The sequence below is a fragment of the Mycobacterium kubicae genome (assembly GCF_015689175.1).
In the GTDB taxonomy this organism is placed as follows: domain Bacteria; phylum Actinomycetota; class Actinomycetes; order Mycobacteriales; family Mycobacteriaceae; genus Mycobacterium; species Mycobacterium kubicae.
The window spans coordinates 1,054,320-1,080,547 of record NZ_CP065047.1 but is presented as its reverse complement, the minus strand read 5'-3'; the positions used below and the strand labels follow the sequence as shown (position 1 = coordinate 1,080,547).

Here is a 26,228-nt window from a genome sequence, read left to right as displayed (position 1 = left end):
AAGCGCCGAGCGGGCTGAGCACCATGCCCTTGGCGTCTGCGTTCAGTCGCCGGTGTTCTCTCGCAGGAACGCGATGTCGTCCTTGCGGCCCTCGTCGGAGGTCTCGCAGATGACGGGTGCATCGGCGGCCTTGACGACGGCGACCAACAACTCGGGGTCGATCTTGCCGGCGCCGAAGTTGGCATGGCGGTCGGCGCCGGAGCCCGCCGCGTCCCGAGAGTCGTTGCAGTGCACCAGATCGATGCGGCCGGTGAGGGCTTTGATGCGATCGACGGCATCGATCAGCGCCTCGCCGGCGGCCCAAGCGTGGCAGGTGTCCAGGCAGAACCCGATACCGGTGTCCCCGATGTGGTCCCACAGCCGGCCGATGGTGTCGAAGTGGCGGGCCATTGCGTGGTCGCCCCCGGCGGTGTTCTCCAGGTACACCTGCACATCGGTTTTCAAGTACTTCAACGCCTTGACCCAGCGCTCGAAGCCGGCCTCCATGTCGTCGTCGTCGGCGTGGCCGCCGTGCACGATCACCGCGGTCGCGTTGATCTCGGCAGCGGCATCGCAGGTGTCCTGCAGGATCTTGCGGGACGGGATGCGGATGCGGTTGTTCGCCGAGGCGACGTTGATCAGGTACGGGGCGTGCACATACAGCGGCATGCTGGACGCCTTGAGCGTCTCGGCGTCGTCGCGCGGCTTGGGTTTCTTCCAGCTCTGCGGGTTGCCGAGGAAGAACTGCACCACGTCGGCGCCGTCGGCCTGGGCGGCGGCCAGGGGGTCGTCAGAGTGAACATGGGAACCGATGAGCACGTCGGCCAGTCTAGTGACTTTCGCCGCCTGGCAATCTCAATAGACTTTCGTCCCATGCAGCAGGGACTGCGGGTGGATGGTGCTGAGGTGCGGACGATGGCCGGCCGGTGGCGTCGGTTCGGCTACAGACATTTTCCGTTCTAGATCGGAATTACTGATGGCTGGCAATATCTTCTTTTTGAAGAACAATTGGACGGCAAGTTCCTGGGCCACCTTCTACGTCCTGCAGTACTTGGCCAACCGCGTAGCCGACGCGTCCGCCAGAGAGATGCTGACCGAACTCATCGAAAACAATATCCCGATGCTCGACCTTCGCGGGCCACAATTTGCTCACCTGGTCGATCTCATCGCCGACGATTTGCCTGGCAATACGCCGGTTCTGGACGACCAGCTGTTGCAGCAAGAGTTGAACGCATTACTCAGCGAGCTAATCCAATATGCACGCGAACAACAGATAGAGAATCGTGAGATTGAGTGACAACGCCCCGGACTGCGCGTCAGTGAACTTGCTGCGTTGACCGAGCAGGACAAGATCTCCGATCCTGTCGAAGATACGACTCATCGATCGCGGCGGGAGATCGCCTTTCGGGCGTGATGAGCACATTGACCACCGTGGTGACTTTCGCACGCTGGCAATCTCAATAGACTTCCGTCCCATGCAGCAGCGACTGCGGGCGGATGGTGCTGAGGTGCGGACGATGGCCGGCCGGTGGGCCGCCGCCGGGGAGTCCAACGGGTCCGCACCCGCCGTCCTAGCGGGTTGGACAAGTCATTCCAGCGCTGCCGCGGTCAATGCCGCTCATGTCGACATCACAGCCTCTACCGCCGCCCTGGCCGCGCGGGTGAACACGCACTTCGTCCACGTCGATGGAGCCGACGCGGGATATCTCGCCACTGAAGCCGACGCGGCGGGCGCCTCGGCGCGTGTGATCGGCGTGTAGTCGTGGTTGCGGTCGCGACAATTCCGGACGTCTCGCAGCTAATCGCATGGCAGACCGAACATCTGATTGATGCGGCCGAGCGCTGGCAGGCGATCGGTGAGCGCAGCTTCGGGGTGGCCAACCAGGTATGGCGTGACGCGCTGTCGGTCGACTGGCAGGGCCAGGCGGCCGATGCCCTGCGCGCCGCGACGCATGCCGACATGTTGGCGACCAGCGCCGTCGCCGACCAGTTGTACGCCGCGGCCAAGTTCGCGCGCAGCGGAGCCTCGGAGTTGTATGCGGCTCGGTCTCGGTTGCGGTACGCGGTCGAAGACGCTCACGCAGCGGGTTTCGTGGTGCGTGAAGACATGTCGGTCGCCGACCGCTTCTCGGGTGGATCAGCTGTGCAGCGCGCCGCACGGCAGGCGCAAGCTGAGGCGTTCGCCTCTGATATCCGCCAGCGGGCGGAGCAGTTGGTGGCCCTCGACGAACAAGTTGCGGCCAGGATCACCGCGACGGTGGCCGGGGTTCGAGACACTTTTCCAGCGAGCCCGACTTCGAGGACGCCGCCGAGGAAACCAGGGGTGCACGCGGTCGACCGGCACTGGAAACAAGACCCGACACCGCCCGATCCGGGGGCTGATCCTCCATGGGAGAGGTTGCCGCCGCCCAAGAGTCTCGAAGAGGTTCGGGAGGCGTTGCGCCAATTGCCCCGAGGCGAAAATAAACCCAATAGGCAATTGGAAACCCCCCAGGACATACAACGGTTCTGGGACTGGTGTCGGCTCCGGTCGAAAAGTGAGCAGGTAGTTCCGGTCGAAAAGTGAGCACCCTTCTGATTGGAGAGTGATCACTGTGGAGGATTGGGCGGAGATTCGCCGGCTGTATCGGTCGGAGAAGCTGTCGCAGGCTGCGATCGCGCGGCGGCTGGGTCTGTCGCGGAACACCGTGGCCAAGGCGCTGCGCTCGGAGGCGCCACCGCGCTATGAACGCAAGCCGGCGGTGATGTCGGGGTGGGCCCAGGTCGAGATGGCGGTGCGGGTGCTGTTGGGGCAGTTTCCGACGATGCCGACGACGGTGATCGCGCAGCGGGTGGGTTGGACTGGCGGGCACTCGTGGTTCGCCGAGAACGTTGCGCGGATCCGCCCGGAGTACACCCCGGTCGATCCGTGCGATCGGCTGGTGCATCTGCCCGGTGAGCAGGTGCAGTGCGATCTGTGGTTTCCTGGCCAGCTGGTTCCCGATCACGCTGGGGTATTGCGGTCGTTTCCGGTGCTGGTGATGGTCGCTGCGTACTCGCGGTTCATCGCCGCGATGATGATCCCGTCACGGGTGACCGGGGATCTGTTGGCCGGGATGTGGCAGTTGATCGCCGGGAACATCGGTGGTGTGCCACGGACTCTGTTGTGGGACAACGAGGCCGGTATCGGTCGGCGCGGCCGTTTGGCTGAGGGGGTGGCCGGGTTCTGTGGTGTGCTGGGCACCCGCTTGATTCAGGCCCGGCCCTATGATCCGGAGACCAAGGGTCTGGTCGAGCGGGTCAACGGTTACCTTGAGACGTCGTTTCTGCCGGGCAGGATGTTCACCTGCGCAGCCGATTTCAACGCCCAATTGTGGGACTGGTTGATCTCGATCGCCAACCGCCGCGTGCACGCCAGCACCCGGCTGGTCCCTGCCGAGGCCTTGGCGGCGGACCGGGCGGCGATGGCCATACTTCCGCCGGTGGCTCCGGCGGTCGGGACGACGATCACGACGCGGTTGGGTCGCGACTACTACGTCGGCGTCGGCGGCAACGCCTACTCGGTGAACCCGGAGGTGATCGGGCGGATGATCACGGTGGCCGCCGGCCTGGATCGGATCACCGTCCGCTGTGGTGACCGGCTGGTCGCTGATCATGAACGGCTCTGGGGCACAGCCGGATTGGTCACCGATCCGCAGCATCTGGCGGCTGCGGCGGTGCTGCGCGAGCAGTTCCGGACCCGGCCAGCCAAGGGAGCTCACCTGCAGGTAGATGTCGAGATCGCCGACCTGAGTGCTTATGACGCACACTTCGGGACCGGGGAGGTCGCCTGATGGCCACCACGAAACGCAGCCCCTCGGCGCCGGGTGAGGCCGACAAGCTGATCGCCCACCAAGCTCGTCTGCTCAAGGCGCCGCGGATCGCCGCGCACTACCACCGGCTAGCTGAACAAGGCCGTGAAGCGAACTGGTCGCTGGAGGACTACCTCGGCGCCGTCTTGGCAGTGGAGTCCAATGCCCGTGCTGAATCCGGTGCCCGTCAACGCATCCGGTATGCCGGATTCCCAGCGATCAAGACGATCACCGACTTCGACTTCACCGCCCAACCCGGCATCGACCGCGCCCAGATCGCCCGCCTGGAAGCCGGCGGCTGGCTGGCCGAAGCCCGCAACATCGTGCTGCTCGGCCCGCCGGGCACCGGTAAAACGCATCTGGCCACGGCCCTGGCAATCGCGGCCGCCCACACCGGGCACCGGGTTGCGTTCGCCCCGGCCACCGGCTGGATCACCCGCCTGGCCGAAGCGCACCGCACCAACCGCCTCGACGCCGAGTTGCGCAAAATCTCCCGCTACGGGCTCATCGTCATCGACGAGGTCGGCTACATCCCCTTCGACACCGAAGCGGCCAACCTGTTCTTCCAACTGGTCTCCACCCGATACGAGAAATCGTCGATCATCCTGACCTCCAACCTGCCGTTCTCCCGATGGGGACAGGTCTTCGGCGAAGCCACCATCGCCTCAGCCATGATCGATCGGATCGTGCACCACGCCGACGTCATCGCCCTCAAAGGCGCCAGCTACCGCATCAAACACACCGCGATCGAATCCCTACCCTCCGTGGAAGCCGATCGTCAGGCAGACTCAACCCCGTAAACCTGCTCACTTTTCAACCGGAGCAGGCTGCTCAGAATTCAACCGGAGCCGACAGACTGGCTCACTCGAAGCGCTCAGGACCTGGCGCCACGCGGCGCTACACGCCGCAAGCAGCTCGCTGATGGAACTGAAATCGATCTTCGACCGGGCAGCAAGTCGGGTGGACCCACCATTGAGGTAACAACGCCGGGCTCGCGCAAGAATCCCAAAGTGCACTTGCCGCTGCCGCTCATCGATGACCCGCCAGCGCTCCCCCCCGTTTTGGGTCACCCTCCGCTGCCTGTTGAAGCCCCGGCTGCACCCCATCCGGCACCAACTCCGATCCCGCCCAGCTCACTTCCCCATCCATCCGAACTTCCGCCGTGGTTGCGGGACCCCTCGCCGCCCGGATTCACCGTCAGCCCTGCGCAGCCGCCGCCAGTCTTCGGCTGGGATCAGCCCGATACGCCGGCACCGCCAGTGCCCCATACGACTTCGCCACCGCCTGGTAGCCACTCGTGGCTGCCCGAAATCGGTCATGATCTCAGTGAAGGAGGCAAGCAGGTGTTCGGTTGGGTGTTGGTCGGAGGGGTTCTCGTGTGGACAATTCTCACGGGTGAAGGGCAGGGCGGCGAGGCGGCCGTGCCGTGATCGCGATCCCAAGCTTTGACCGCTGGCAGGCTGTGCAACCAACGACACTGCTGGCTGTGTTGACCGAGGACGAAGAGATTCACGATCTTGTCGCCCTAAAAGAAGGTTCATTACCGCAGTGGATCCAGCGATTAGGCGTTCCACCCGGCTGGCAACCGCAGGACCTGCCTGACAATGCGGAGTCGCCCATGGCCCGGCTCACGGTCCATGGCTCATTAGGTGACGGCCGGTGGGAGGCCGCCGAGACGATGAACGTCTTCGGCTACACCGGCTGGCCGGTCTTCTACGACGTGTATCACCACGCCGATGGCATACTGCGGAATCTTCACGCCGGTGGCGTCGTCCTCAAGGTGTTACCTGTTCCTCGCGTCGAACGCGTTGCGGCCGTCCGCAGTAGCGGCATAGCCACCATCGGTGGCCGAAACGTGTGGGTCCAGCACAGCACCTATGTGGTCGGATCCAAGCGACCCCACGAAAGCCGACTCATCGTGCAGAACATCTTTGTCGACGGCGAAAGTCGGTCCCGGCTTGCCGGAGACGTCGCCTGGCTGAGCGGTGCGGTGTACGACGGATTTGTTGCAGCCGTTTTCGACAAGGAACGAACTGCCTAATCGTCGCTGGCCACTACCGATGCCGTGGAGTGCGCCAGTCAGTCATCGCTGGCCACCACTAACGCCACCCTGTCGGCGCGGCGGTCAATCAATACAAATTCGTGAAACCCGGTGCATCCGACCGTCGAACCCCAATCGTGCTGGGCGGTATCCACCAGGTCCGGTAGTTGGTAGCGGCTGGTTGCAGCATGAATGCGTGGGTAGACCTCCCGCTCCATCGCCTCGCGATCAATATCAGTTAACGGCACGTCGTACTCGGCCCACGTACGAATCAGTGCTGTGGCATCGACGGCGGAGACGGGAAAGAACAATTCAGGGGCGATGGCGTACGACCAATACGGTCCATGAATGGTCTTCGCGTCCTTGAACTCTGGGGCGGCGTAGCTGTCCCGGTAGCGCAGATGACGAATCAAGAGGTCCAGAATCTGGTAGTCGTCGCTCTCTGCCGGCAAAGCGAATAACTTCATCACCACCCATTGCCGGCTTGTCCGGAAGTTAATGAAGACCTCGCCTTGGTAGACCAATAGTTCTTCCACAGGCACCGCATTCAGTCCACCATTGACCGCCATCCCTCAAGAAGACGCGCGATAGCGCAGGGACGCAAGCCAGTTGGCGTAGACAGGTACAGATGTGACTCAAGTGACGACGCCATCACTGAAAGCCTTCAGACACGAAAAAGCCCCGGGGGAAACCCGGGGCTTTTTCTCGTGCGCCGATCAGTAGCGGGGGCTACCGGTAATCGCTGTATCCGTAGTCGTCCAGCGGAACCGCAGCACCGGTGGCCTGACCGAAGTCGGGGCTGTAGTACTGGTCCTCGTAGGACGGGATGGTGTACGCCGCGGCGCGTGCCTCTTCGGTCGGCTGAACCTGGATGTTGCGGTACCGGTTGATACCGGTACCGGCTGGGATCAGCTTTCCGATAATCACGTTCTCCTTCAGACCGTTGAGCTTGTCGCTGCGGCAGTTGATTGCCGCATCGGTCAGCACTCGCGTGGTCTCCTGGAACGACGCCGCAGACAGCCACGAGTCGGTGGCCAGCGACGCCTTCGTGATACCCATCAGCACCGGACGGCCGGCGGCGGGCTCGCCGCCCTCGGCCACCACGCGACGGTTCTCGGCCTCGAACTCCGCACGGTCGATCAGCGAGCCGGGCAGGAACTCCGTCGCGCCCGAGTCGATGATGGTGACGCGGCGCAGCATCTGGCGAACGATCACCTCGATGTGCTTGTCGTGGATCGACACACCCTGCGCCCGGTACACCTCCTGGACTTCGCGGACCAAGTGGATCTGCACCTCGCGCGGGCCCTGCACACGCAGCACCTCGTGCGGGTCAGCCGAGCCTTCCATCAGCTGCTGGCCCACCTCGACGTGGTCACCGTCGGAGAGCACCCGCTCGGAGCCGTCCTCGTGCTTGAACACCCGCAGGCGCTGACGCTTGGACAGCTTGTCGTAGACCACTTCCTCGCCACCGTCGTCGGGAACGATGGTGATCTTGTAGAAGCGCTCGCCGTCCTCGAGACGGACCCGGCCGGTGACGTCGGCGATGGGCGCCTTGCCCCGCGGCACGCGGGCCTCGAACAGCTCCTGGACACGCGGCAGACCGCCAGTGATGTCCTCACCCACACCACCCTGGTGGAAGGTACGCATGGTCAGCTGCGTGCCCGGCTCACCGATGGACTGGGCGGCCACGATGCCCACGGCCTCGCCGATGTCCACCAGCTTGCCGGTGGCCATGGAGCGCCCGTAGCAGGTGGCGCACACGCCGGTGCCGGTGGTGCAGGTCAACACCGAGCGGACCTTGACCTGCGTGATGCCGGCCGCCAGCAGGGCGTCGATCTCCGGGTCACCGAGGTCCTCGCCGCGTGCGACGACGACGTTGCCGGCCTCGTCGACCGCGTCGATGCCCAACGTGCGGGCGTACGCCGAGGTCTCGATGTACGGGTCGCGGATCAGGCTGCCGTCGGGCCCACGCTCGGCCAGCTCGACGATGATGCCGCGCTCGGTCTGGCAGTCGTGCTCGCGCACGATCACGTCCTGCGACACGTCCACCAGACGACGGGTCAGGTAACCCGAGTCGGCGGTACGCAACGCGGTGTCCGCCAAGCCCTTTCGAGCGCCGTGGGTGTTGATGAAGTACTCCAGCACCGTCAGGCCTTCACGGAAGGAGGACTTGACCGGACGCGGAATGAACTCACCCTTGGGGTTGGTCACCAGACCCTTCATGCCGGCCAGTGTCCGGGTCTGGGTGAAGTTACCCGTGGCCCCGGAGTCGACGATCGTGATGATCGGGTTGTCGCTGGGGTAGTGCTCCCGCAGCGCCTGACCGACCTCGTCGGTGGCTTCCTTCCAGATCTCCACCAGCGCTTCGTTGCGCTCGTCGTGGTTCAACGCACCGCGCTGGAACTGCTTTTCGACCTTCTCCGCACGCTCCTCGTAGTGGTCGAGGATCTCCTTCTTGCGCGGCGGCACCAGCACGTCGGCCATGGAGACCGTCACACCGCTGCGGGTCGCCCAGTAGAAACCGGCGTCCTTGAGCTTGTCGACGGTCTGCGCCACCACGATCATCGGGTAACGCTCGGCCAGGTCGTTGATGATGGCGGCCTGAACCTTCTTGTGCATCTGCTTGTTCACGAACGGGTAAGCCAGCGGCAGCAGTTCGTTGAACAGCACCCGGCCCAGCGTCGTCTCAGCCATCCAGGCATCGCCTGGCTGCCAGCCGCCCGCGCCGAACAGCTCGGCCTCGATGTCGGCGGGCGGACGCAGCTGCGTCAGCCGCACCTTGATCTTGGCGCGCACCGACAACACACCCCGGTCCGAGGCCATGATCGCTTCGGCGGGCGAGGAGTACACGCCGACCTCGGGGCTGTCCTGCCCGGCCGGCTGGTACTCGCCCTTGTCGCCGGGCACCTCGGTGGTCAGGAAGTACAACCCGGTCACCATGTCCAGACGCGGCATGGCCAACGGACGGCCAGAGGCGGGCGACAGGATGTTGTTGGAGGACAGCATCAGGATGCGAGCCTCGGCCTGCGCCTCTGCCGACAGCGGCAGGTGCACGGCCATCTGGTCACCGTCGAAGTCGGCGTTGAATGCCTCACACACCAACGGGTGCAGCTGAATTGCCTTGCCTTCCACCAGCATCGGCTCGAAAGCCTGGATGCCCAGCCGGTGCAGGGTGGGTGCGCGGTTCAGCAGCACCGGGTGCTCGGAGATGACCTCTTCGAGGACATCCCACACCTGGGGACGCTGGCGTTCCACCATGCGCTTGGCGCTCTTGATGTTCTGCGCGTGGTTCAGGTCGACCAGTCGCTTCATCACGAACGGCTTGAACAGCTCCAGCGCCATCAACTTGGGCAGACCACACTGGTGCAACTTGAGCTGCGGGCCGACCACGATGACCGAACGGCCCGAGTAGTCCACGCGCTTACCGAGCAGGTTCTGCCGGAACCGGCCCTGCTTGCCCTTGAGCAGATCGCTCAGCGACTTCAGCGGGCGGTTACCCGGCCCGGTGACCGGACGTCCGCGACGGCCGTTGTCGAACAGCGCGTCCACCGACTCCTGCAGCATCCGCTTCTCGTTGTTGACGATGATCTCGGGAGCACCGAGGTCGATCAGCCTCTTGAGCCGGTTGTTGCGGTTGATGACGCGGCGGTACAGGTCGTTGAGGTCTGAGGTGGCAAAACGGCCACCGTCGAGCTGGACCATCGGGCGCAGCTCCGGCGGGATGACCGGCACCGCGTCGAGCACCATGCCCATCGGCGAGTTGCCCGACTGCTGGAACGCCGCGACCACCTTGAGCCGCTTGAGGGCGCGAAGCTTCTTCTGCCCCTTGCCACTTCGGATGACCTCACGCAGCGACTCGGCCTCGGCGTCGATGTCGAAGTTCTCGATCAGCTTCTGAATCGACTCCGCGCCCATGGCGCCGGTGAAGTACTCGCCGTAGCGGTCCTGCAGCTCGCGGTAGAGGTTCTCGTCGACGATGAGCTGCTTGGGCGCCAGCTTGGTGAAGGTGCTCCAGATGTCCTCGAGCCGGTCCAGCTCACGCTGGGCGCGGTCGCGGATCTGGCGCATCTCGCGCTCGCCGCCGTCACGAACCTTGCGACGGGCGTCGGCCTTGGCCCCTTCGGCTTCCAGCTCGGCCAGGTCGGCCTCGAGCTTCTGGGCGCGGGCCTCCAGGTCGGCGTCGCGCTGGTCCTCGACACCCTTGCGCTCCACCACCATTTCGGCTTCCAGAGTGGACAGCTCGTTGTGCCGCATCTCGTCGTCCACCGAGGTGATGACGTAAGCCGCGAAGTAGATGATCTTCTCGAGATCCTTCGGGGCCAGGTCCAACAGGTAGCCCAGCCGCGACGGCACACCCTTGAAGTACCAGATGTGCGTGACGGGTGCGGCCAGCTCGATGTGGCCCATCCGCTCCCGGCGCACCTTGGCGCGGGTCACCTCGACGCCGCAGCGCTCACAGATGATGCCCTTGAAGCGCACGCGCTTGTACTTGCCGCAGTAGCACTCCCAGTCGCGAGTCGGTCCGAAGATCTTCTCGCAGAACAAACCGTCCTTCTCCGGCTTGAGCGTGCGGTAGTTGATGGTCTCCGGCTTCTTGACCTCGCCGTAGGACCACTGCCGGATGTCCTCCGCGGTGGCCAGGCCGATACGGAGTTCATCGAAGAAGTTGACGTCTAACACGTAACTCCCTTTCCCCTTGCGGGACTAGAAACTTATTAACTAAGCGAGATCTTCTACAGACGCAGATTCATTGCGCGACAAGTTGATTCCCAGGTTCGCGGCGGCCCGCTCGAGGTCTTCGTCCTCACCCTCGCGCAGCTCGATGGCCGCACCGTCGGACGAGAGCACCTCGACGTTGAGGCACAGCGACTGCAGCTCCTTGAGCAGCACCTTGAACGACTCGGGGATGCCCGGTTCGGGAATGTTCTCGCCCTTGACGATCGCCTCGTACACCTTGACCCGCCCGACGGTGTCGTCGGACTTGATGGTCAACAGCTCCTGCAGTGTGTACGCGGCGCCGTAGGCCTGCATGGCCCAGCACTCCATCTCACCGAACCGCTGGCCACCGAACTGCGCCTTACCACCCAGCGGCTGCTGAGTGATCATCGAGTACGGACCGGTGGACCGGGCGTGGATCTTGTCGTCCACCAAGTGGTGCAGCTTCATGATGTACATGTAGCCAACCGTCACCGGGTACGGGAACGGCTCACCACTGCGCCCGTCGAACAGCTTGGCCTTGCCGTCGCCGTCGACCATCACCTCGTTGTCCCGGTTGGGCAGCGTGTAGGACAGCAGCCCCTGCAGCTCGGCCTCCTGGGCACCGTCGAAGACCGGTGTCGCCACGATGGCGTTCGGCTCGGCGTGCAGCAGGTCCTCGCGCAGGTTCGCCGCCCACTCCGGACGCTGGTCGGCGTCGATCTTCCACCCGGACTTGGCCACCCACCCGAGGTGGGTTTCCAGGATCTGACCGATGTTCATCCGTCGCGGCACACCGTGGGTGTTCAAGATGATGTCCACCGGGGTGCCATCGGGCAGGAACGGCATGTCCTCCACCGGCAGGATCTTGCCGATGACGCCCTTGTTGCCGTGGCGTCCGGCCAGCTTGTCACCGTCGGAGATCTTGCGCTTCTGGGCCACGTAGACGCGCACCAGCTCGTTGACACCGGCGGGCAGCTCGTCGTCGTCCTCGCGGGAGAACACGCGGATGCCGATCACCTTGCCGGACTCGCCGTGTGGCACCTTGAGCGACGTGTCGCGGACCTCGCGGGCCTTCTCACCGAAGATCGCGCGCAGCAGCCGCTCTTCCGGGGTCAGCTCGGTCTCACCCTTCGGGGTGACCTTGCCGACCAGGATGTCGCCGTCGCGGACCTCGGCACCGATACGCACGATGCCGCGCTCGTCGAGGTCGGCCAGGACCTCGTCGGAGACGTTCGGGATGTCCCGGGTGATCTCCTCGGCGCCCAACTTGGTGTCGCGAGCGTCGATCTCGTGCTCTTCGATGTGAATCGAGGTGAGCACGTCCTCTTCGACCAGGCGGTTGGAGAGGATGATCGCGTCCTCGTAGTTGTGGCCCTCCCACGGCATGATCGCCACCAGCAAGTTCTTGCCCAGCGCCATCTCACCGTTTTGGGTGCACGGACCGTCGGCGATCACCTGGCCGGCCTCGACCCGGTCACCGGCGTCCACGATGGGCGACTGGTTGGCGCAGGTCCCGTGGTTGGACCGGGCGAACTTGCGCATCCGGTAGGTGTGCCGGGTGCCGTCGTCGGCCATCACGGTGATGTAGTCGGCGGAGACCTCCTCGATCACCCCGGCCTTGTCGGCGACGACGACGTCACCAGCGTCGATCGCGGCGCGCAACTCCATGCCGGTACCCACCAGCGGCGCCTCGCTGCGCACCAGCGGAACGGCCTGGCGCTGCATGTTGGCGCCCATCAGGGCACGGTTGGCGTCGTCGTGCTCGAGGAACGGAATCATGGCCGTGGCCACCGACACCATCTGGCGCGGTGAGACGTCCATATAGTCCACCTCGGACGAGGGCACGTACTCGACCTCGCCCGCCTTCCGGCGGACCAGGACACGCGCCTCGACGAACCGGCCGTCGGTGTCGATCGGCGAGTTGGCCTGCGCCACCACGTGGCGGTCCTCCTCGTCGGCGGTCAGGTAGTGGATCTCGTCGGTGACCACACCGTCGACGACCTTGCGGTACGGCGTCTCGATGAACCCGAACGGGTTGACCCGCGCGTACACCGACAGCGAGCCGATCAACCCGATGTTCGGGCCTTCCGGCGTCTCGATCGGGCACATGCGGCCGTAGTGGCTCGGGTGCACGTCACGCACTTCCAGGCCGGCGCGCTCACGCGACAGACCGCCGGGACCCAACGCCGACAGGCGGCGCTTGTGGGTCAGACCCGACAGCGGGTTGTTCTGGTCCATGAACTGCGACAGCTGGCTGGTGCCGAAGAACTCCTTGATCGCCGCCACGACCGGGCGGATGTTGATCAGGGTCTGCGGGGTGATCGCCTCGACGTCCTGGGTGGTCATCCGCTCCCGGACGACGCGTTCCATACGGGACATGCCGACCCGGATCTGGTTCTGGATCAGCTCGCCAACGGTACGCAGGCGACGGTTGCCGAAGTGGTCGATGTCGTCGGTTTCCACCGGCACCTCGACGCCGCCTGGGACGGTCATCGTGGTCTGGCCCTCGTGCAGGCGCACCAGGTATTCGATGGTGGCGACGACGTCTTCCTCGGTCAGCGTCGAGGACGTGATCGGCTGGCCGGCGTTCAGGCCCAGCTTCTTGTTGACCTTGTAGCGGCCGACGCGGGCCAGGTCGTAGCGCTTCTCCTTGAAGAACAGGTTCTCCAGCAGGGTCTGCGCGGATTCCTTGGTCGGCGGTTCGCCCGGACGCAGCTTGCGGTAGATGTCCAGCAGCGCCTCGTCGGTGCCGGCGGTGTTGTCCTTCTCCAGCGTCGACATCATGATCTCGGAGAAGCCGAACCGCTCGTGGATCTGCTCGTTGGTCCAGCCCAGCGCCTTGAGCAGCACGGTGACGGGCTGACGACGCTTGCGGTCGATCCGCACGCCCACGGTGTCGCGCTTGTCGACGTCGAACTCCAGCCACGCGCCGCGGCTGGGGATGACCTTGACGCTGTGCAGCGTCTTCTCGGTGGACTTGTCGATGGTCTCGTCGAAGTACACACCGGGCGAACGGACCAGCTGCGAGACGACGACGCGCTCGGTGCCGTTGATGATGAACGTGCCCTTCTCCGTCATCATCGGGAAGTCGCCCATGAACACCGTCTGGCTCTTGATCTCACCGGTGTTGTTGTTGATGAACTCCGCGGTGACGAACAGCGGCGCCGCGTAGGTCATGTCCTTGTCTTTGCACTCGTCGACCGGCGCCTTGACCTCGTCGAAGCGGGGGTCGGAGAAAGACAGCGACATCGATCCGGAGAAGTCCTCGATCGGCGAGAGCTCATAGAGCACCTCTTCGAGGCCGCCGACGGGATTGACGTCACCGCGCGCGGCGGCGATGTCGCGCCAGCGCTGCGAGCCGATCAGCCACTCGAACGAGTCGGTCTGCACGTCAAGCAGCCCCGGAACCTCGAGTGGTTCACGGAGCTTGGCGAAGGAAACCCGGTTGGGCGCTCCTGGAACGGAGCCGTTTGAAGAACTTTGTGATTGAGGAGAGTTTGCGTTGCTTTGGCGGAAATCAGCCAAGATGCGTCCTTCCAGCACCTCGTGCGACTAACGGGGAGCCGGGACCGCCGGGCCTGTTCGCCGCAGATAGTTATCTTGGGTTCGGCTGGCGAACGATCTGTCCGGGTCTCACGCACACAACCAAATAGCTGAGCCAATACGGGCTCAGACTAAGACCACGGTGTCAAGTGGCGGGTGAGGTGGGCAGGAAGCAGCCAGCGCAACGTCCAACAATAGCGCAGGACTGCGCATTCCTCAACTACCCAGCACGGGGCGTCCAGGAACGTCGGCGCTGGCTGGCATCGCGCGTTTCCCGTGACACATGCTGCCCAACAGATTGACCCGTTTAGGCTCCGTCGTCAAGAGGGACAAGCCGCAAGTTACCGCGAGTTATTCGGAAATTATGTGGTGGCGGCGCTGCGGTAAGCGACCCGGCCCAGCAACCACTGTCAGATCGCGGTGAGCGAAAGTTCCGCCCCGGGGCAGGGCGGACGAAGGCGAGCCTGCCGGCGCGCTCAGCGAGACTGGGAGCTCTCCAGGTCCTCGAGGATGGCGGCTTGGGCCTTCTTGGGCAGCGTGTGCAGCATCTCGCGCACGCGGGCCTGGCGGCGGGCCACAGCCTTGCGCTCCGGCATGCCCGGCGACGCGACGATCTGCGGCGGCACGCCCTCGATCTCCTCGACACCACCGGCGTGCTGACCGGCGTCGACCGCGGCCTGCTCTTCGGCCATGGTCGCCTCGTCCTTTTCCTCCGACATGCCGATCGGCCCGATGCGGCGGCCGTTGAGGAACTGGCGCACCACCGGCTCGTCGCTGGTCAGCAGCACTTCGCGCGGGCCGAACATGACCAGGTGCTTGCGGAACAACATGCCCATGTTGTCCGGCACCGTGCGGGCGATGTTGATGTTGTGCGTGACGATGAGGATGGTCGCGTCGATCTGGGCGTTGATGTCCAGGATCAGCTGGCTGAGGTAGGCGGTACGGACGGGGTCCAGACCCGAGTCAGGCTCGTCACAGAGGATGATCTGCGGGTCCAAGACCAGGGAGCGGGCCAGGCCGGCGCGCTTGCGCATACCGCCGGAGATCTCGCCGGGGAACTTCTTCTCGTCCCCGCCCAAGCCGACCAGGCTCAGCTTCTCCATGACGATGTCACGGATTTCGCTTTCCTTCTTCTTGGTGTGCTCGCGCAGCGGAAAGGCGGTGTTGTCGTAGAGGTTCATCGAACCGAACAGGGCACCGTCCTGGAACATCACGCCGAACAGCGTGCGGATCTCGTACAGCTCCTTGGCCGAGCATTCGATGATGTCGGTGCCGTCGATGATGATCGACCCGCGCTCGGGGCGCAGCAGACCGATCAGCGACTTGAGGAACACCGACTTGCCGGTACCCGAGGGGCCCAGCAGAACGCTGACCTCACCGGCCGGGATTTCCAGCGTGACGTCTTCCCAAATTCGCGTCGACCCGAAGGACTTCGTTAATCCGTTGACCTCGATAGCGATGCCCATGGTCGATCCTTCCGTCCCCGCGTGTGCTTGCCACCTGCCCCTTTATGTGGCTTGAGTCACTGTAGCGCACGGCTGGGGCAGGACATCAGGGTTGCAAACATAACGATCCGCCTCAAGCCGACGCCGCCCAGTTGCCATGGAAGCCCATCGGCACTCGCTGCGGCAGGTGCACGGTTGCCACCGATTCCAGGGTTTGGGCGTCCAGCAACAACAACTGGCCTTCGTCGCGACCGCGGTGGTAGCCGTAACCCATCAGGACGCCGTCGTCTTCGCTGCGGGCGCCGGGGTTGGGCACAAAGGACATCTCGCCGAGTAATAAGGCCGGGTCGAGGGGTGCCACGTCGGCCGATCCGGCGTCGTAGTCGTGTTTGTAGAGCGAGGTCGTCATCTCCGACTTCCCCGCTGCCAGGTAGCCGCCGTCGAAGCCGAGGGTGTAGCCGAACCGGTGGCGGCCCCCCGTGCGGGTTTCGTTGATGCGGGGAAATTCCTGGCTTCTGTCGTCGCGGCATTCGGTCCCGACCGCACCGGTGGTCAGGTTGATCGTCCACCGGTCCAGCGTGGGCCGAGTGTCACCGGGCCCGCGGCGGTCGCGATCGAACATGCGCGAGTACCGCACCACGTCGAGGACCAGCACCTCTTCGCCGTTGCGGTCCTCGGAGTAGGCGTTGAGCGGGTGATACACGTAGCAGGGCTCGATCTCGAACCAGCGCACGTCGGCATTGCCGCCCTCGCGGGGCATGACGCCGATGCGAGCCGGATACTTCGGATTCCAGGCGTACGGCATCTGGTCGCTGTGCCGTTCGTCCTTGTTGAGCATGGTGACGACCGGGCTGGGCATCCGGACGCGCCCGACCAGCGACTGGACCACCAGCCGCGCGGCCCCGTGCAGCCAGCGCGGGGCTTGGACGGGCAGTAGCTGCGGGGCCTCGAACGTCACCGGCAGGTCGTAGATGACCACGTAGGAATCGGTCAGCGAGAAGTCGTGCATCATCGGGGACCCGGAGACCTCGATGTCGACGGTGCGTCGCGCCCGGCCCTGGTTGTCGATGACCGAGTACTGCACGGTGCGTCCGCGCGCGAAGGAATAGGACACCGCGTGCAATTCGCCGGTGCGTGGGTCGCGGTGCGGGTGGGCGGTGTATCCGCCGAACAGGGTGCCGTCGAAGTCGCAGGTGCCGACCGTGTCCAGCTCGTCGGTCAGTTCGTAGTTGGCGACGCCGCCCTCCACCAGCGCCAGGGTTCGTCCGGCGTGGGCCAGCACGTTGGTGTTCGACCCCAGCGACAGCAGGCCCGCGCGTGGATCCCGTCGGGTGGGCGCGGGCTCGCCGAGGGTGGCGCACACCGATGGGCTGCGTACCCAGCGGTTGCGGTACCAGGCCGCGCGGCCGTCTTGCAGCGCGACGCCGTGCACCATGCCGTCACCGCTGAACCAGTGATAGGTCGCCGGGTCGACTTCGGCGGCCGGGTTGGGGCCGTTGCGTAGGTAGCGACCGTTGAGGTGCTCGGGGATGTGACCGGTGACGTGCAGGTCGGTGGCGGTGACCTCGCTCTTGACGGGCGCCAGGAAGCCTTCGAGGTAGGGGTTCGCGGATGCGACGTCATGCAGAGTGGTCACGGCTGAGCTCCTATAACATTGTTATTACGGCGTTATAGGGACCCTACGCCGGTGGGTGGCAGAAGGCAATAATGTTTGGCGAGATGACTGAGCAGATCGAACGCAGCGTGCGCGACGAGTTGCTGCATGCCGCCGTCAGCCTGTTGCACGAGGACGGGCCCGACGCCTTGCAGACCCGCAAGGTCGCCAGCGCCGCGGGGACGTCGACGATGGCGGTGTACACCCATTTCGGCGGGATGCGCGCGCTGATCGCCGAGGTCGCCGAGGAAGGGCTACGACAGTTCGATGCGGCGTTGACGACGCCCCAGACCGACGACCCCATCGCCGATCTGCTGGCCACCGGCATCGCCTACCGGCGCTACGCGATCGAGCGACCGCACATGTACCGGCTGATGTTCGGCAGCACCAGCGCCCACGGCATCAACGCGCCAACGTCCAACGTGCTGACGCTGACGGTGGCGGAGATCGAACGGCGCTACCCCAGTTTCGCCCACGTGGTGCGCGCGGTGCACCGCTCGATGCGGGCCGGCCGGATAACGGTCGGCTCGGCCGACGACGATCAGGTGGTGGTGTCGACCGCGGGCCAGTTCTGGGCGTTGATCCACGGATTCGTGATGCTGGAACTTGCCGGCTTCTTCGGTGGCGATGGGGTGGCGGTGGATCCGGTGTTGACCTCGATGACCACGAAACTTCTTGTCGCGCTTGGCGATTCACCCGAAAGCATTGCCCGGTCGCAGCGGGCGATCACCGTCGGGTGAGCACACGAAAGCCCCCGGGACTTCTCCCGGGGGCTTGTCGCGAGTGCTGACTTACTTGACGGTGACGGTGGCGCCGGCGGCCTCGAGCTTGCCCTTGGCCTCGTCGGCGGCCTCCTTGGCGACCTTCTCCAGCAGCGGCTTGGGGGCGCTGTCGACCAGGTCCTTGGCCTCCTTGAGGCCGAGGCCGGAGACGATCTCACGCACGACCTTGATGACGCCGATCTTCTTGTCGCCGGCGGCCTCGAGGATGACGTCGAACTCGGACTGCTCTTCGGCGGCCTCGGCGGGCGCACCACCGCCGGCGGGGCCGGCAGCGGCGACGGCGACCGGAGCGGCCGCGGTCACCTCGAAGGTGTCCTCGAACTTCTTCACGAAGTCCGAGAGCTCGAGCAGGGTCATTTCCTTGAACGCGTCAAGCAGTTCGTCGGTAGAGAGCTTGGCCATGATGGTCCTTCCTAGTGTTTCTTCTGCGATGGGTTATTCGGCTGCTGGGGATTCTGATGCCGGTTCTGCAGCCGCAGTTTCGGCGGCCGCCGGGGCTGCTGCGGGGCCTTCGGCTGCCTTCTTCTCCTGCAGTGCGGCCGCCAGGCGGGCCACCTGCGAAGCCGGTGCGTTGAACAGCCCGGCCGCCTTGGCGAGGTTGCCCTTCATGGCGCCGGCCAGCTTGGCCAGCAGCACCTCGCGGGACTCGAGATCCGCGATTCGCTCGACCTCGGCGACGGTGAGGGCGTGGCCGTCCATGTAGCCGCCCTTGATGACCAGCGCCTTGTGTTCGCGGGCGAAGGTCTTGAGCGCCTTGGCGGCGTCCACCGGTTCGCCGTTGACGAACGCGATGGCGGTCGGGCCGGCGAACAGCTCGTCGAGCCCTTCCACGCCGGCTTCCGAAGCGGCCCGCTTGATTAGCGTGTTCTTGGCGACGGCGTAGGTGGCCGACTCGCCGAGCGAGCGGCGCAGCTCGGCGAGGTTGGCCACCGTCAGGCCCCGGTATTCGGTGATGACGGTCGCGGTCGATGCCTTGAACTGCTCGGCGATGTCTGCAACGGCAGTGGCTTTGTCAGCCCTGGCCATGCCTACCCCCTCGGTGGAAGTCGATGAAAGTCCTGTTCAGACTTACGGTCTGCTGATCTCCCGGAGGAACGACGAACGCCCCGGCGCAGGAAGCGGCCGGGGCGTTGAAAGTGCGCCGACGCATGCGCCGGCGGCTGAGCCTCGTCCTCCTGCGTGGGCCGCCGGGATGTCCCCGGGCTTTCAACCGATTTCTCGGTGACCGACGGTCTTCGGTGGATCGGCAACCACCATAGCGCGGCGGCCTGCGATCAGCCAAAACGGCGAAGTGGGCCGCGGCGGCGAGCGTGCGGCTACGGTTTCCGCTGTGCAGTGCCGGTGATCAGCCTGGCAGCGCCGATCAGCCCGGCCTCGCCGCCGAGTTGGGCCGGCTCGACGCGCAGGCCGGCCAGAAAATCCAGCCTGGCGAAGTCGGTCAGCGCCTCGCGCAACGGCGTGAAAAGCAGGTCACCGGACTTGGCGACTCCCCCGCCGACGACGACGAGGTCCAGGTCGCACACTGCGGCTACCGAGGCGATCATGCGCGCCAGCGCGTGCGCGCCGCGGCGAAATGCTTGCTCCGCCACCGCATCACCGGCCAGCGCCGCGTCGGCCAGTTCCTTGGCGGCGGCGCCGGGCGGTGCCGACCAGCCCTGGGCCCGGGCCCACCGCACCAGCGAGGGACCCGATGCGACCGTCTCGACGCAGCCACGCCCACCACACGCGCAGCGCTGCCCGTCGGGTTCGACGACGACGTGACCGACGTGGCCGGCGTTGCCGGTGCGCCCGTCGTACGGGGCGCCGTCGAGCACCAGTCCCCCGCCCACTCCGGTGGACACCACCATGCCCAGCAGGAAATCGGCGCCTTGGCCGATTCCGACCCAGTGCTCGCCCAGCGCCATGCAGACGCCGTCACCGGCCAGGCGGACCGGCACCCCGGGCACGGCCTGCGCCACTTTGTCCCGCAGCGGGAACCGGCGCCAGCCGCCGATGTTGATCGGGCTGACCGTGCCGGCGTGCAGGTCGACGGGGCCGCCCGATCCGATCCCCACGCCATCCACCGCGCCGCCGGCGAAGTCCAGCGCCTCGGCGATCAGCGCGGCGACCACCGCCCAGACCTGTTCGGCGTCGCCGTGTGGCGGGGTGGGGCGCACGCCCGACCACGCCAGGCGGCCCGCGGCGTCGGCCAAGCCGACGGCAATCTTGGTGCCGCCGATATCCACGCAGAGGGTCAGCATCAGTGCCGGTGGGTGTTGTCGGGCTGACGGGGATCACCGGGATGCTCGTAGCCCGGCGCCAGCTGGACCAGCGCGGCGCGCCGCGCGTCGAGCCAGTCCCGAAAGACGCGGCGGCGCGCCACCCCCAACAGGTGCTCGGCGATCAGCGGCCCAGCCCGGTCGAGCGGCGGGGCGGTGGCCGCGGGTGCCCGCCAGCCGTAGCCCAGCGTACGCGGCGGGGCGAATCGCAACGGGTTGCGGGCGTGGTAGCCGGCGACCTGTTCGGTGGTGACGTGCACTGCGGCGGTAAGGGATACGAACAGCGCCCGGGCGCGCGGATCGGCCAGGGCCGCCGCGGCCACGCTGCCCATCTCCATCCGCGCGGTCAGATCGGGCAGCAGTTCGGATTCGGACGGGGCGGCCGAGGCGGACAAGCCGCGGGCGGCGAACTCGGCCGCCACCACGCGTTCGGTCACGATCAGTTGGGTGAGCCAGCGGCGCAGCTGCCGACCCTCACTGGTGCCGCTCGCCGGCAGCGCGGCCGCCCGCGGACCGCTGCGCAACGCGGCTTCCCGGGCGTCGACCTCGGCTTCGGCGATCGGGGCGCCGGCGACCATCGCGACCACGGTCATGTCACCCGCACCTGCACTGCCGGTGAGTACAGCAGCCGACCGGCACAGCCGACCCGCACCAGAGCCCACCACTGGCCCGGGTCCAGCCCGGCCGGTGGGCATACCTCGAAGACGACCTCGGCCGTGCCGCGGGCGGGCAGCACCGCACCGAGCGCGGCGGGCCGAATCCACTCCCAAGTGCCCCAGGGGCTGATCAGGTGCGCCTCCAGGGTGAGATCGGCTCGCGCGTTGCTGCCGACGGTGACCGCCAGTCGGGTCGACTCCCCGGCGGCCAGCTGGATCTCGGCGGGGCCGTCGACCAGGTACATCAGGTCGGTGAAGTCGCAGTCGATGGCGACCATGCAGACGTCTTCCACGACCTGCCGCCAGGCAGCCGGCACCGCCGAGGTGGTGACCTGCAACTGGGCCCGGATCGGGTACAGGCCCGCGGGTGCATCGGCGGGGATCGTCACGACGACATCGGTTTCCAGGTGCTCTCCGGCGGCCACGGTGAACGGCAATTCGACCGGAGCGACCGACCAGCCTTGCGGTGACAACAGCTGCACGGCGCCGGTCAGCTCGGCGTCGGTGCAATCGCTGGCCACGGTGAGCCGCACCGCCACCTCATCGCCGGGCTGAGCCACGAGCTGCTCGGGATGCAGATGGGCGACGGCCGGTAATCCGCCCAACGGCGCCGGTCCGCGGTTGTGCAGCCAGTAACGGGCATAGAGCGGCTGCGCCGCCTCGGCATGCGGGGCCAGCGCGACGCCGTCGGCAACCGGGTCGGCTCTCGGGAACTTCTCGAGGCGGGTCAGCACCGTGGCGATCTGGTAGCCGTGCAGGTCGATCGCTCGCGAGTGCGGGTGCGGGGTTTCCAACAGGTCGGTCAGGCCCAGGGCACCGACCTCGCCCAGCGGGGACGTGAGGGCAATGCGGGTGCGGGAGCCGGTCGTTTCCACCACCCGCAGCGTCACCTCGGCGGGGTCGACGGACCGCGCGCTGCCGGCGGCCAGCGGGTTGCCGGCCGCCTTCAGCGCCCCCACCTGAACCGAATCGGGTGGATCGACCCGCAACAAGGAACCGGCCGACGGCAGCGTGCCCCCGGCCTGTTGCGGGGTCACAGCCAGCAGCGGAGTGGCGAATTCCGCGCTGCGCGCCGGGAGCCGAGCGTCTCGCCAGTCGCCGTCGTCGCAGATCAGGGCGTAGTCGAAATGGTAGGTCCAGTGCTGCAGCTGGAAACTCGAACCATCCGGTGCCGTGCGGCGGGGTTCGTCGATCCAGATGCCGGAGGGCCAGCCGGTGCACGACCGCAGCAACGCCGTGTGCAGCGTGCCGTCGGAGTCGACCGCAAAGCTGGGCACGCCGCGGTTGAGCAGCGCGACGGTGCGGGATTCGAACGGCTCCATGCGCGACGGTGCCTGTTGGTCGACGACGATCTCGGCGCGGCCCAGATCGTCGACCACCGAGGCGATTGCCGCGGCGAGGTGCTCGTCGTCGGAACCGTCGATGATCAGCACCGGCAGTGCGCGCGGTGCCCGCAGATCGGCGCTGGGCACCCAGACCTGCGCCAGGGGCGTTATTGCGGGCACCCACACCCGAGCTTGCCCGGTCGCGGCGAGCTGTCGCTGCAGGTCGGTTGTGTAGGACGGATCAGCTTCGGCCAGAACGGCTTTGGTGAAGGCGTTGTGGCCAGGACCGCCGAGGGCGATCCGGGTGTCCGGCAGATTGGAGTCGACGTCGAGGTGGCCGTAGCGGGGCTTGTCCGCACCGCCGCAGGTCGCGGTGACGCCGGCGCGCACCAGCGCGACCATCAGGTCGCGGGCCAGCGGACCGGACAGCGCCGCGGCCGGCGACACCACCTCGGCCACCGACACCGCGCGCACCGCGTCGCCCACGCGGACCCGTACCGCGCAGGACAACCCGAACCAGCCGTAGGCCGGGTTGTCCAACGTCCACAGGTGCTCGGCGGTGTCCACCGAGCGGTCGCCGTCATGCAGCAACGCGAAGCCGCGCCCGACGACGGCGTCGGCGACCTCACTGACCGGCATAGCGCCGGGCACCGGACACGGCCAGCGCAGCCGCAACAGGCGGTCGGCACCGGTGAATTCGTCGATGGTGGTGCGGCAGTCCACCCGGGCCACCCCGCGCCACAGGGTCAGCGTCTGGGTGTAGCGCAGCAGCGTGCCGATGCGACCGTGCACGACGAGCCGCTGGCCCAGCGCACTGTGGTAGGCCTGCACAGCGGCGGCCGCCTCCGAGGAGCCGATCACCGGCCCGGTGGGCAGCAGATGCCACGGCCCTTCGCCTTGGTGGGGGTGCGCCGGATACTCCTCGTAGACGGCCAGCTCATTGCCGACCCGGCCGGCCGCGATCAGCTGCCGACCGAGGTGCACCAGCGACGCCACGCCACCCCCACGCGCCGGGTCGACCGCCAGCCGGTAATGCTCGTTGGAGATCTCAGTACCCGGGGCCAGCTCCCAGGTTGCGACCGCGTCGGCGGGTTCCAGCCGATACACCCGCCAGCCCAGCGACGGCACCGCACGCGCCAGCCACGTCACCGACCGCCCGTCATGTTCGACCAGCGCCGGAACCTGCCTGCCGTCGCAGTCGAGCACCCGCACGCCACCACGCAGCGGCGGGTCCACCGTGGCGGTGACCATGTCGGTGCGCAGCTGGGCCAGCGGGTTCCACACCACGACCTGGCCCGCCGAATCCGCCACCGCGGCCGACAGCAGCTGCAGGGAGTTGTCGCGCGCCGCGCGGCCCAACTCCCAGGCGTCGCGCCAGCCGGTCAGCAGGTCGAGGTAGACCTGATCGGATTCCGAACCGGTGATGGCGTCATGGTGAGCGCCGTAGGCCAGCTGCACCCACGCCTTGGCCAGCGCCGCTTGTGGATACTCGGCGCCGGTCAGCACCCCGGCGAACACCGCGAACCGCTCGGCGTCCAGCACGGCATTCTCCGCAGCCCGGTTGGCCTGCTTGGTGTCGATGTACGACACGTCCTTGCCGGTGTAGATCGGGTTCATGTCGCGGGTCTGCGGCGACGGCGCCCCGCCCCGCTCAGGGCCGCGCTGGGCCAGTTCGGCGCGCACGGCGGCGAAGAACTCCCGCGGCAGCGCGCACACGAATCGCGGCCAGGTGTACCGCGCCGCCCAGTCCCGATGGATGTCGGTGACCCACTTGTTCGGCGGGGTGTAGTCGGTGCCCACCGGCAGCAGCACGTTGCGGGTCAACGCCACCGTTTTGAGTTGCTCGAACAACGCATACGTGGCGGCCTGCGCGTCGGCCAGCGAGGCCGCCGAATCCATCCACCAACCCGCCGAATAGTGCGCCGGCATGTAATGGGTGAGCAGCCCGGCGCCCGACGGGGAGATCCATTCGAACTCACTGCAGAACTGCATCCGGGTGACCTCACCGCCCTGGCCCGGACCCCACTGGTGGTGTGGTCCGCGCGCCCAGGAACTCGACGTCAACCCGGCAGCGGCGGCCATTCCGGGGAACTGCGGGTCGTGACCGAACACATCGAGCTGCCAGGCGGTGGCCGGGTCGGCGCCCAACACCTCACGCTGAAACCCGATGCCGTGCACCAAGTTCCGGATCGTCGTCTCCGGGCCGGTGAGGTTGGTGTTGGGTTCGTTGTAGGTCCCGCCCATGATTTCGACCCGGCCCTGGGCGATGAACCGGCGCAGGTCGGCGCGATCCTCGGGACGGGTGTCCCAATAGGGCTTGAGGTAGTCCACTTCGGCCAGCACGAACTTGTACTCCGGCTCGCGACGCGCCATCTCCAGATGCGCGTGCACCAGCTCGAAGCCGTTGGTCTGCCGGGCTCGCCCGGGCGGGTCTTCGCTCCACTGGCTGGTGTAGGCGCCCTGGGTGTTCCACCACACCGGGTCGTAATGAAAGTGGCTGACCATGAACATGGTCCAGCCGGGCTCGGCCACGGTGAAGTCGAACGGCACGCGTTGGGCGCCCGCCGCCACCCACGCCGCCCGCCGCTGACCGACGACGGGCGCCTGGACTGCGACGGGAATATCGACGGCCTGGACACCGGGCGCGGCGACTGCTGCGCCGCGCAGACCCTCGCCGTCGATGCGGACCTTGGTGGGCTGCTCGCAGCCGGTGACCGCGATGCGCGCCAGCTGCACCGGCGCGTCGGGCGGGCCGACGAAAAGTTCGGTCGACACGGCCGAAACCAGCTGCATGACCGCACCTTACGGCGTCGTTTCCTGGAAAGCTCGGTGCTATGGCAGACCTGACCACCCAACTGGCCGATCAGCTCGACTGGCATTGGCAGAACCAGTTACGCCCCCGCCTGCAGGGGCTCACCGACGACGAATATTTCTGGCAGCCGGTACCCGACTGCTGGACGGTGCATCCGGACGGATCGGTGGACTTCGCGTACCCCGAACCCACTCCAACACCTTTCACCACCATCGCCTGGCGCCTGGCGCACGTCATCGTCGGGGTGTTCGCCATGCGCAACCACCACCATTTCGGCGGCCCACCCGCCGACTACCAGACCTGGAACTACGCCACCGACGCGGCGACCGCGTTGGCCCAGCTCGACGCGGCGACGCGGTGTGGATCGGCGGCGTGCGGTCGCTGTCCGGGGCGGACCTGGACCGGCCGTGCGGTCCGGCCGAAGGGCCCTATGCCCAGTACTCGCTGAGCGAGTTGGTGTTGCACATCAACCGGGAAGCGATTCACCATGGCGCCGAAATCGCTTGTCTGCGCGACTTGTACTCACACCACCACGCCGCCGAAAGGGAGGACTGAGGATGCCCGCGCTGGCCCCGCCGGTAGCCGACGAACGCAGCGCCCTGCGGGAGTTTCTCGCCTACCACCAAAGCGCTTACTTCGCCGTGTCCTACGGCCTGACCGACGAGCAGGCTCGCGCCACCCCGACGGTCAGTGCGCTGTCCATCGGCGGCCTGGTCAAGCACGCCACCGGCATGCAGCGCACCTGGATCACCCGGGCGAGCGCCGCGGCAGACGCAGCGCCGGCCGACCCACCCTTGCCGGAGGTCGCCCGGCGGCTCGCCGATGAGCATGTGATGCGGCCGGACGAGACCCTCGACGGGCTGCTGGGTGCGCTGAGAGAGCAGAACGAGAAGTCGTTGCGGCTGGTGGAGACCGCGGACCTCGATGCCCCGGTGCGGCTTCCGCAGAACGTCCCATGGTTTCAGGAGAACCTCCGCACCACGTCGGTGCGGTGGGTGATCATGCAGGTGATCAACGAGTTGGCCCGTCACGCCGGGCATGCCGACATCGTGCGGGAAAGCATCGACGGCGCCACCATGTACGAATTGATCGCCGCCGTGGAGGAATGGGAGCCGGGCGGGTGGGTGACGCCGTGGCGCCGCCCGGGCCGGTGAGTGACCTCACAGCAATTGGTTCTTGACTCCACACATTTGGCACACTGCTGG

Annotated in this window: 19 protein-coding genes and 1 pseudogene; 9 read left to right on the top strand and 11 right to left on the bottom strand. The window is 66.6% G+C overall.

From position 1 onward, the window contains the following. Nucleotides 1-42 precede the first annotated feature (42 nt). Entirely contained in the window at nt 43-798 is a 756-nt protein-coding gene (locus I2456_RS05090) for a deoxyribonuclease IV (RefSeq protein ID WP_085073654.1), read from the bottom strand. A 157-nt stretch (nt 799-955) separates the two neighbouring features. Between I2456_RS05090 and I2456_RS05085 the strand changes: the two genes are divergently transcribed. From I2456_RS05085 to I2456_RS05060, 6 genes are all read left to right on the top strand, one after another. Continuing rightward, nucleotides 956-1,276, top strand: coding sequence for a hypothetical protein (locus I2456_RS05085; protein ID WP_068033930.1), 321 nt, complete (start codon nt 956-958; stop codon nt 1,274-1,276). Nucleotides 1,277-1,454: 178 nt separating this feature from the next. Beyond that, nucleotides 1,455-1,739, top strand: coding sequence for a hypothetical protein (locus tag I2456_RS05080; RefSeq protein ID WP_068033932.1), 285 nt, complete (start codon nt 1,455-1,457; stop codon nt 1,737-1,739). A 2-nt stretch (nt 1,740-1,741) separates the two neighbouring features. Next, nucleotides 1,742-2,545, top strand: a complete 804-nt coding sequence (locus I2456_RS05075; RefSeq protein WP_085073653.1) for a hypothetical protein — start codon at nt 1,742-1,744, stop codon at nt 2,543-2,545. A gap of 28 nt (nt 2,546-2,573) precedes the next feature. Next, the gene (istA, locus tag I2456_RS05070) at nt 2,574-3,791 is read left to right on the top strand and encodes an IS21 family transposase (RefSeq protein ID WP_085073774.1); all 1,218 of its coding nucleotides are present in this window, start codon (nt 2,574-2,576) and stop codon (nt 3,789-3,791) included. Then, complete coding sequence (gene istB, locus I2456_RS05065) at nt 3,791-4,609, top strand: IS21-like element ISMyma9 family helper ATPase IstB (protein ID WP_085073773.1); 819 nt, start codon at nt 3,791-3,793, stop codon at nt 4,607-4,609. The genes istA and istB overlap by 1 nt, the downstream gene beginning before the upstream one ends. A gap of 818 nt (nt 4,610-5,427) precedes the next feature. Continuing rightward, nucleotides 5,428-5,850: a hypothetical protein gene (locus tag I2456_RS05060; RefSeq protein ID WP_131811340.1), complete on the top strand. Its 423-nt coding sequence runs from the start codon at nt 5,428-5,430 to the stop codon at nt 5,848-5,850. Between the two features lie 38 nt (nt 5,851-5,888). Here I2456_RS05060 and I2456_RS05055 read toward each other — a convergent pair whose 3' ends face one another. The 5 genes from I2456_RS05055 to I2456_RS05035 form a co-directional block, all read right to left on the bottom strand. After that, nucleotides 5,889-6,419, bottom strand: coding sequence for a hypothetical protein (locus I2456_RS05055; protein WP_082952387.1), 531 nt, complete (start codon nt 6,417-6,419; stop codon nt 5,889-5,891). A 160-nt stretch (nt 6,420-6,579) separates the two neighbouring features. Further along, the gene (locus I2456_RS05050) at nt 6,580-10,530 is read right to left on the bottom strand and encodes a DNA-directed RNA polymerase subunit beta' (protein ID WP_068155957.1); all 3,951 of its coding nucleotides are present in this window, start codon (nt 10,528-10,530) and stop codon (nt 6,580-6,582) included. A gap of 39 nt (nt 10,531-10,569) precedes the next feature. Beyond that, nucleotides 10,570-14,073, bottom strand: coding sequence for a DNA-directed RNA polymerase subunit beta (gene rpoB, locus I2456_RS05045; protein ID WP_116645553.1), 3,504 nt, complete (start codon nt 14,071-14,073; stop codon nt 10,570-10,572). A gap of 494 nt (nt 14,074-14,567) precedes the next feature. Continuing rightward, the gene (locus I2456_RS05040) at nt 14,568-15,557 is read right to left on the bottom strand and encodes an ABC transporter ATP-binding protein (RefSeq protein WP_068033938.1); all 990 of its coding nucleotides are present in this window, start codon (nt 15,555-15,557) and stop codon (nt 14,568-14,570) included. A 112-nt stretch (nt 15,558-15,669) separates the two neighbouring features. Next, nucleotides 15,670-17,172 carry a carotenoid oxygenase family protein gene (locus I2456_RS05035; protein ID WP_085072883.1) on the bottom strand — a complete coding sequence of 501 codons (1,503 nt, stop codon included), beginning with the start codon at nt 17,170-17,172 and terminating at the stop codon, nt 15,670-15,672. An 83-nt stretch (nt 17,173-17,255) separates the two neighbouring features. On the opposite strand from I2456_RS05035, the gene I2456_RS05030 reads away from it, so the two are divergent. Further along, nucleotides 17,256-17,930, top strand: a complete 675-nt coding sequence (locus I2456_RS05030; protein ID WP_085072890.1) for a TetR/AcrR family transcriptional regulator — start codon at nt 17,256-17,258, stop codon at nt 17,928-17,930. 51 nt (nt 17,931-17,981) lie between these two features. On the opposite strand, the gene rplL is transcribed toward I2456_RS05030, so the two are convergent. The 5 genes from rplL to I2456_RS05005 all read right to left on the bottom strand — a co-directional run bounded on the left by rplL (nt 17,982) and on the right by I2456_RS05005 (nt 25,004). Then, complete coding sequence (rplL, locus tag I2456_RS05025; RefSeq protein ID WP_068033944.1) at nt 17,982-18,374, bottom strand: 50S ribosomal protein L7/L12; 393 nt, start codon at nt 18,372-18,374, stop codon at nt 17,982-17,984. 33 nt (nt 18,375-18,407) lie between these two features. Then, nucleotides 18,408-18,998: a 50S ribosomal protein L10 gene (gene rplJ / locus I2456_RS05020; protein WP_068155951.1), complete on the bottom strand. Its 591-nt coding sequence runs from the start codon at nt 18,996-18,998 to the stop codon at nt 18,408-18,410. A 290-nt stretch (nt 18,999-19,288) separates the two neighbouring features. Then, nucleotides 19,289-20,212 carry an ROK family protein gene (locus I2456_RS05015; RefSeq protein ID WP_085072882.1) on the bottom strand — a complete coding sequence of 308 codons (924 nt, stop codon included), beginning with the start codon at nt 20,210-20,212 and terminating at the stop codon, nt 19,289-19,291. Next, nucleotides 20,212-20,823: a DUF7158 domain-containing protein gene (locus tag I2456_RS05010; RefSeq protein WP_085072881.1), complete on the bottom strand. Its 612-nt coding sequence runs from the start codon at nt 20,821-20,823 to the stop codon at nt 20,212-20,214. The genes I2456_RS05015 and I2456_RS05010 overlap by 1 nt, the downstream gene beginning before the upstream one ends. Continuing rightward, entirely contained in the window at nt 20,820-25,004 is a 4,185-nt protein-coding gene (locus I2456_RS05005; RefSeq protein WP_085072880.1) for a glycoside hydrolase family 38 N-terminal domain-containing protein, read from the bottom strand. The genes I2456_RS05010 and I2456_RS05005 overlap by 4 nt, the downstream gene beginning before the upstream one ends. A gap of 41 nt (nt 25,005-25,045) precedes the next feature. Here I2456_RS05005 and I2456_RS05000 point away from each other — a divergent pair. After that, nucleotides 25,046-25,578 (top strand): annotated as a pseudogene (locus I2456_RS05000) (DinB family protein). Between the two features lie 2 nt (nt 25,579-25,580). Beyond that, nucleotides 25,581-26,177, top strand: coding sequence for a DinB family protein (locus I2456_RS04995; protein ID WP_085072879.1), 597 nt, complete (start codon nt 25,581-25,583; stop codon nt 26,175-26,177). Nucleotides 26,178-26,228: the final 51 nt, after the last annotated feature.

What these genes read in the sequence shown, in the direction of transcription:
- I2456_RS05015 (WP_085072882.1), bottom strand. Translation starts at nt 20,212, where the DNA reads ATGCTGACCCTCTGCGTGGATATCGGCGGCACCAAGATTGCCGTCGGC.
- I2456_RS05005 (WP_085072880.1), bottom strand. Translation starts at nt 25,004, where the DNA reads ATGCAGCTGGTTTCGGCCGTGTCGACCGAACTTTTCGTCGGCCCGCCC.
- rplJ (WP_068155951.1), bottom strand. Translation starts at nt 18,998, where the DNA reads ATGGCCAGGGCTGACAAAGCCACTGCCGTTGCAGACATCGCCGAGCAG.
- I2456_RS04995 (WP_085072879.1), top strand. Translation starts at nt 25,581, where the DNA reads ATGCCCGCGCTGGCCCCGCCGGTAGCCGACGAACGCAGCGCCCTGCGG.
- I2456_RS05030 (WP_085072890.1), top strand. Translation starts at nt 17,256, where the DNA reads ATGACTGAGCAGATCGAACGCAGCGTGCGCGACGAGTTGCTGCATGCC.
- I2456_RS05060 (WP_131811340.1), top strand. Translation starts at nt 5,428, where the DNA reads ATGGCCCGGCTCACGGTCCATGGCTCATTAGGTGACGGCCGGTGGGAG.
- I2456_RS05055 (WP_082952387.1), bottom strand. Translation starts at nt 6,419, where the DNA reads ATGGCGGTCAATGGTGGACTGAATGCGGTGCCTGTGGAAGAACTATTG.
- rplL (WP_068033944.1), bottom strand. Translation starts at nt 18,374, where the DNA reads ATGGCCAAGCTCTCTACCGACGAACTGCTTGACGCGTTCAAGGAAATG.
- I2456_RS05010 (WP_085072881.1), bottom strand. Translation starts at nt 20,823, where the DNA reads ATGACCGTGGTCGCGATGGTCGCCGGCGCCCCGATCGCCGAAGCCGAG.
- I2456_RS05080 (WP_068033932.1), top strand. Translation starts at nt 1,455, where the DNA reads ATGCAGCAGCGACTGCGGGCGGATGGTGCTGAGGTGCGGACGATGGCC.
- I2456_RS05085 (WP_068033930.1), top strand. Translation starts at nt 956, where the DNA reads ATGGCTGGCAATATCTTCTTTTTGAAGAACAATTGGACGGCAAGTTCC.
- I2456_RS05040 (WP_068033938.1), bottom strand. Translation starts at nt 15,557, where the DNA reads ATGGGCATCGCTATCGAGGTCAACGGATTAACGAAGTCCTTCGGGTCG.
- istB (WP_085073773.1), top strand. Translation starts at nt 3,791, where the DNA reads ATGGCCACCACGAAACGCAGCCCCTCGGCGCCGGGTGAGGCCGACAAG.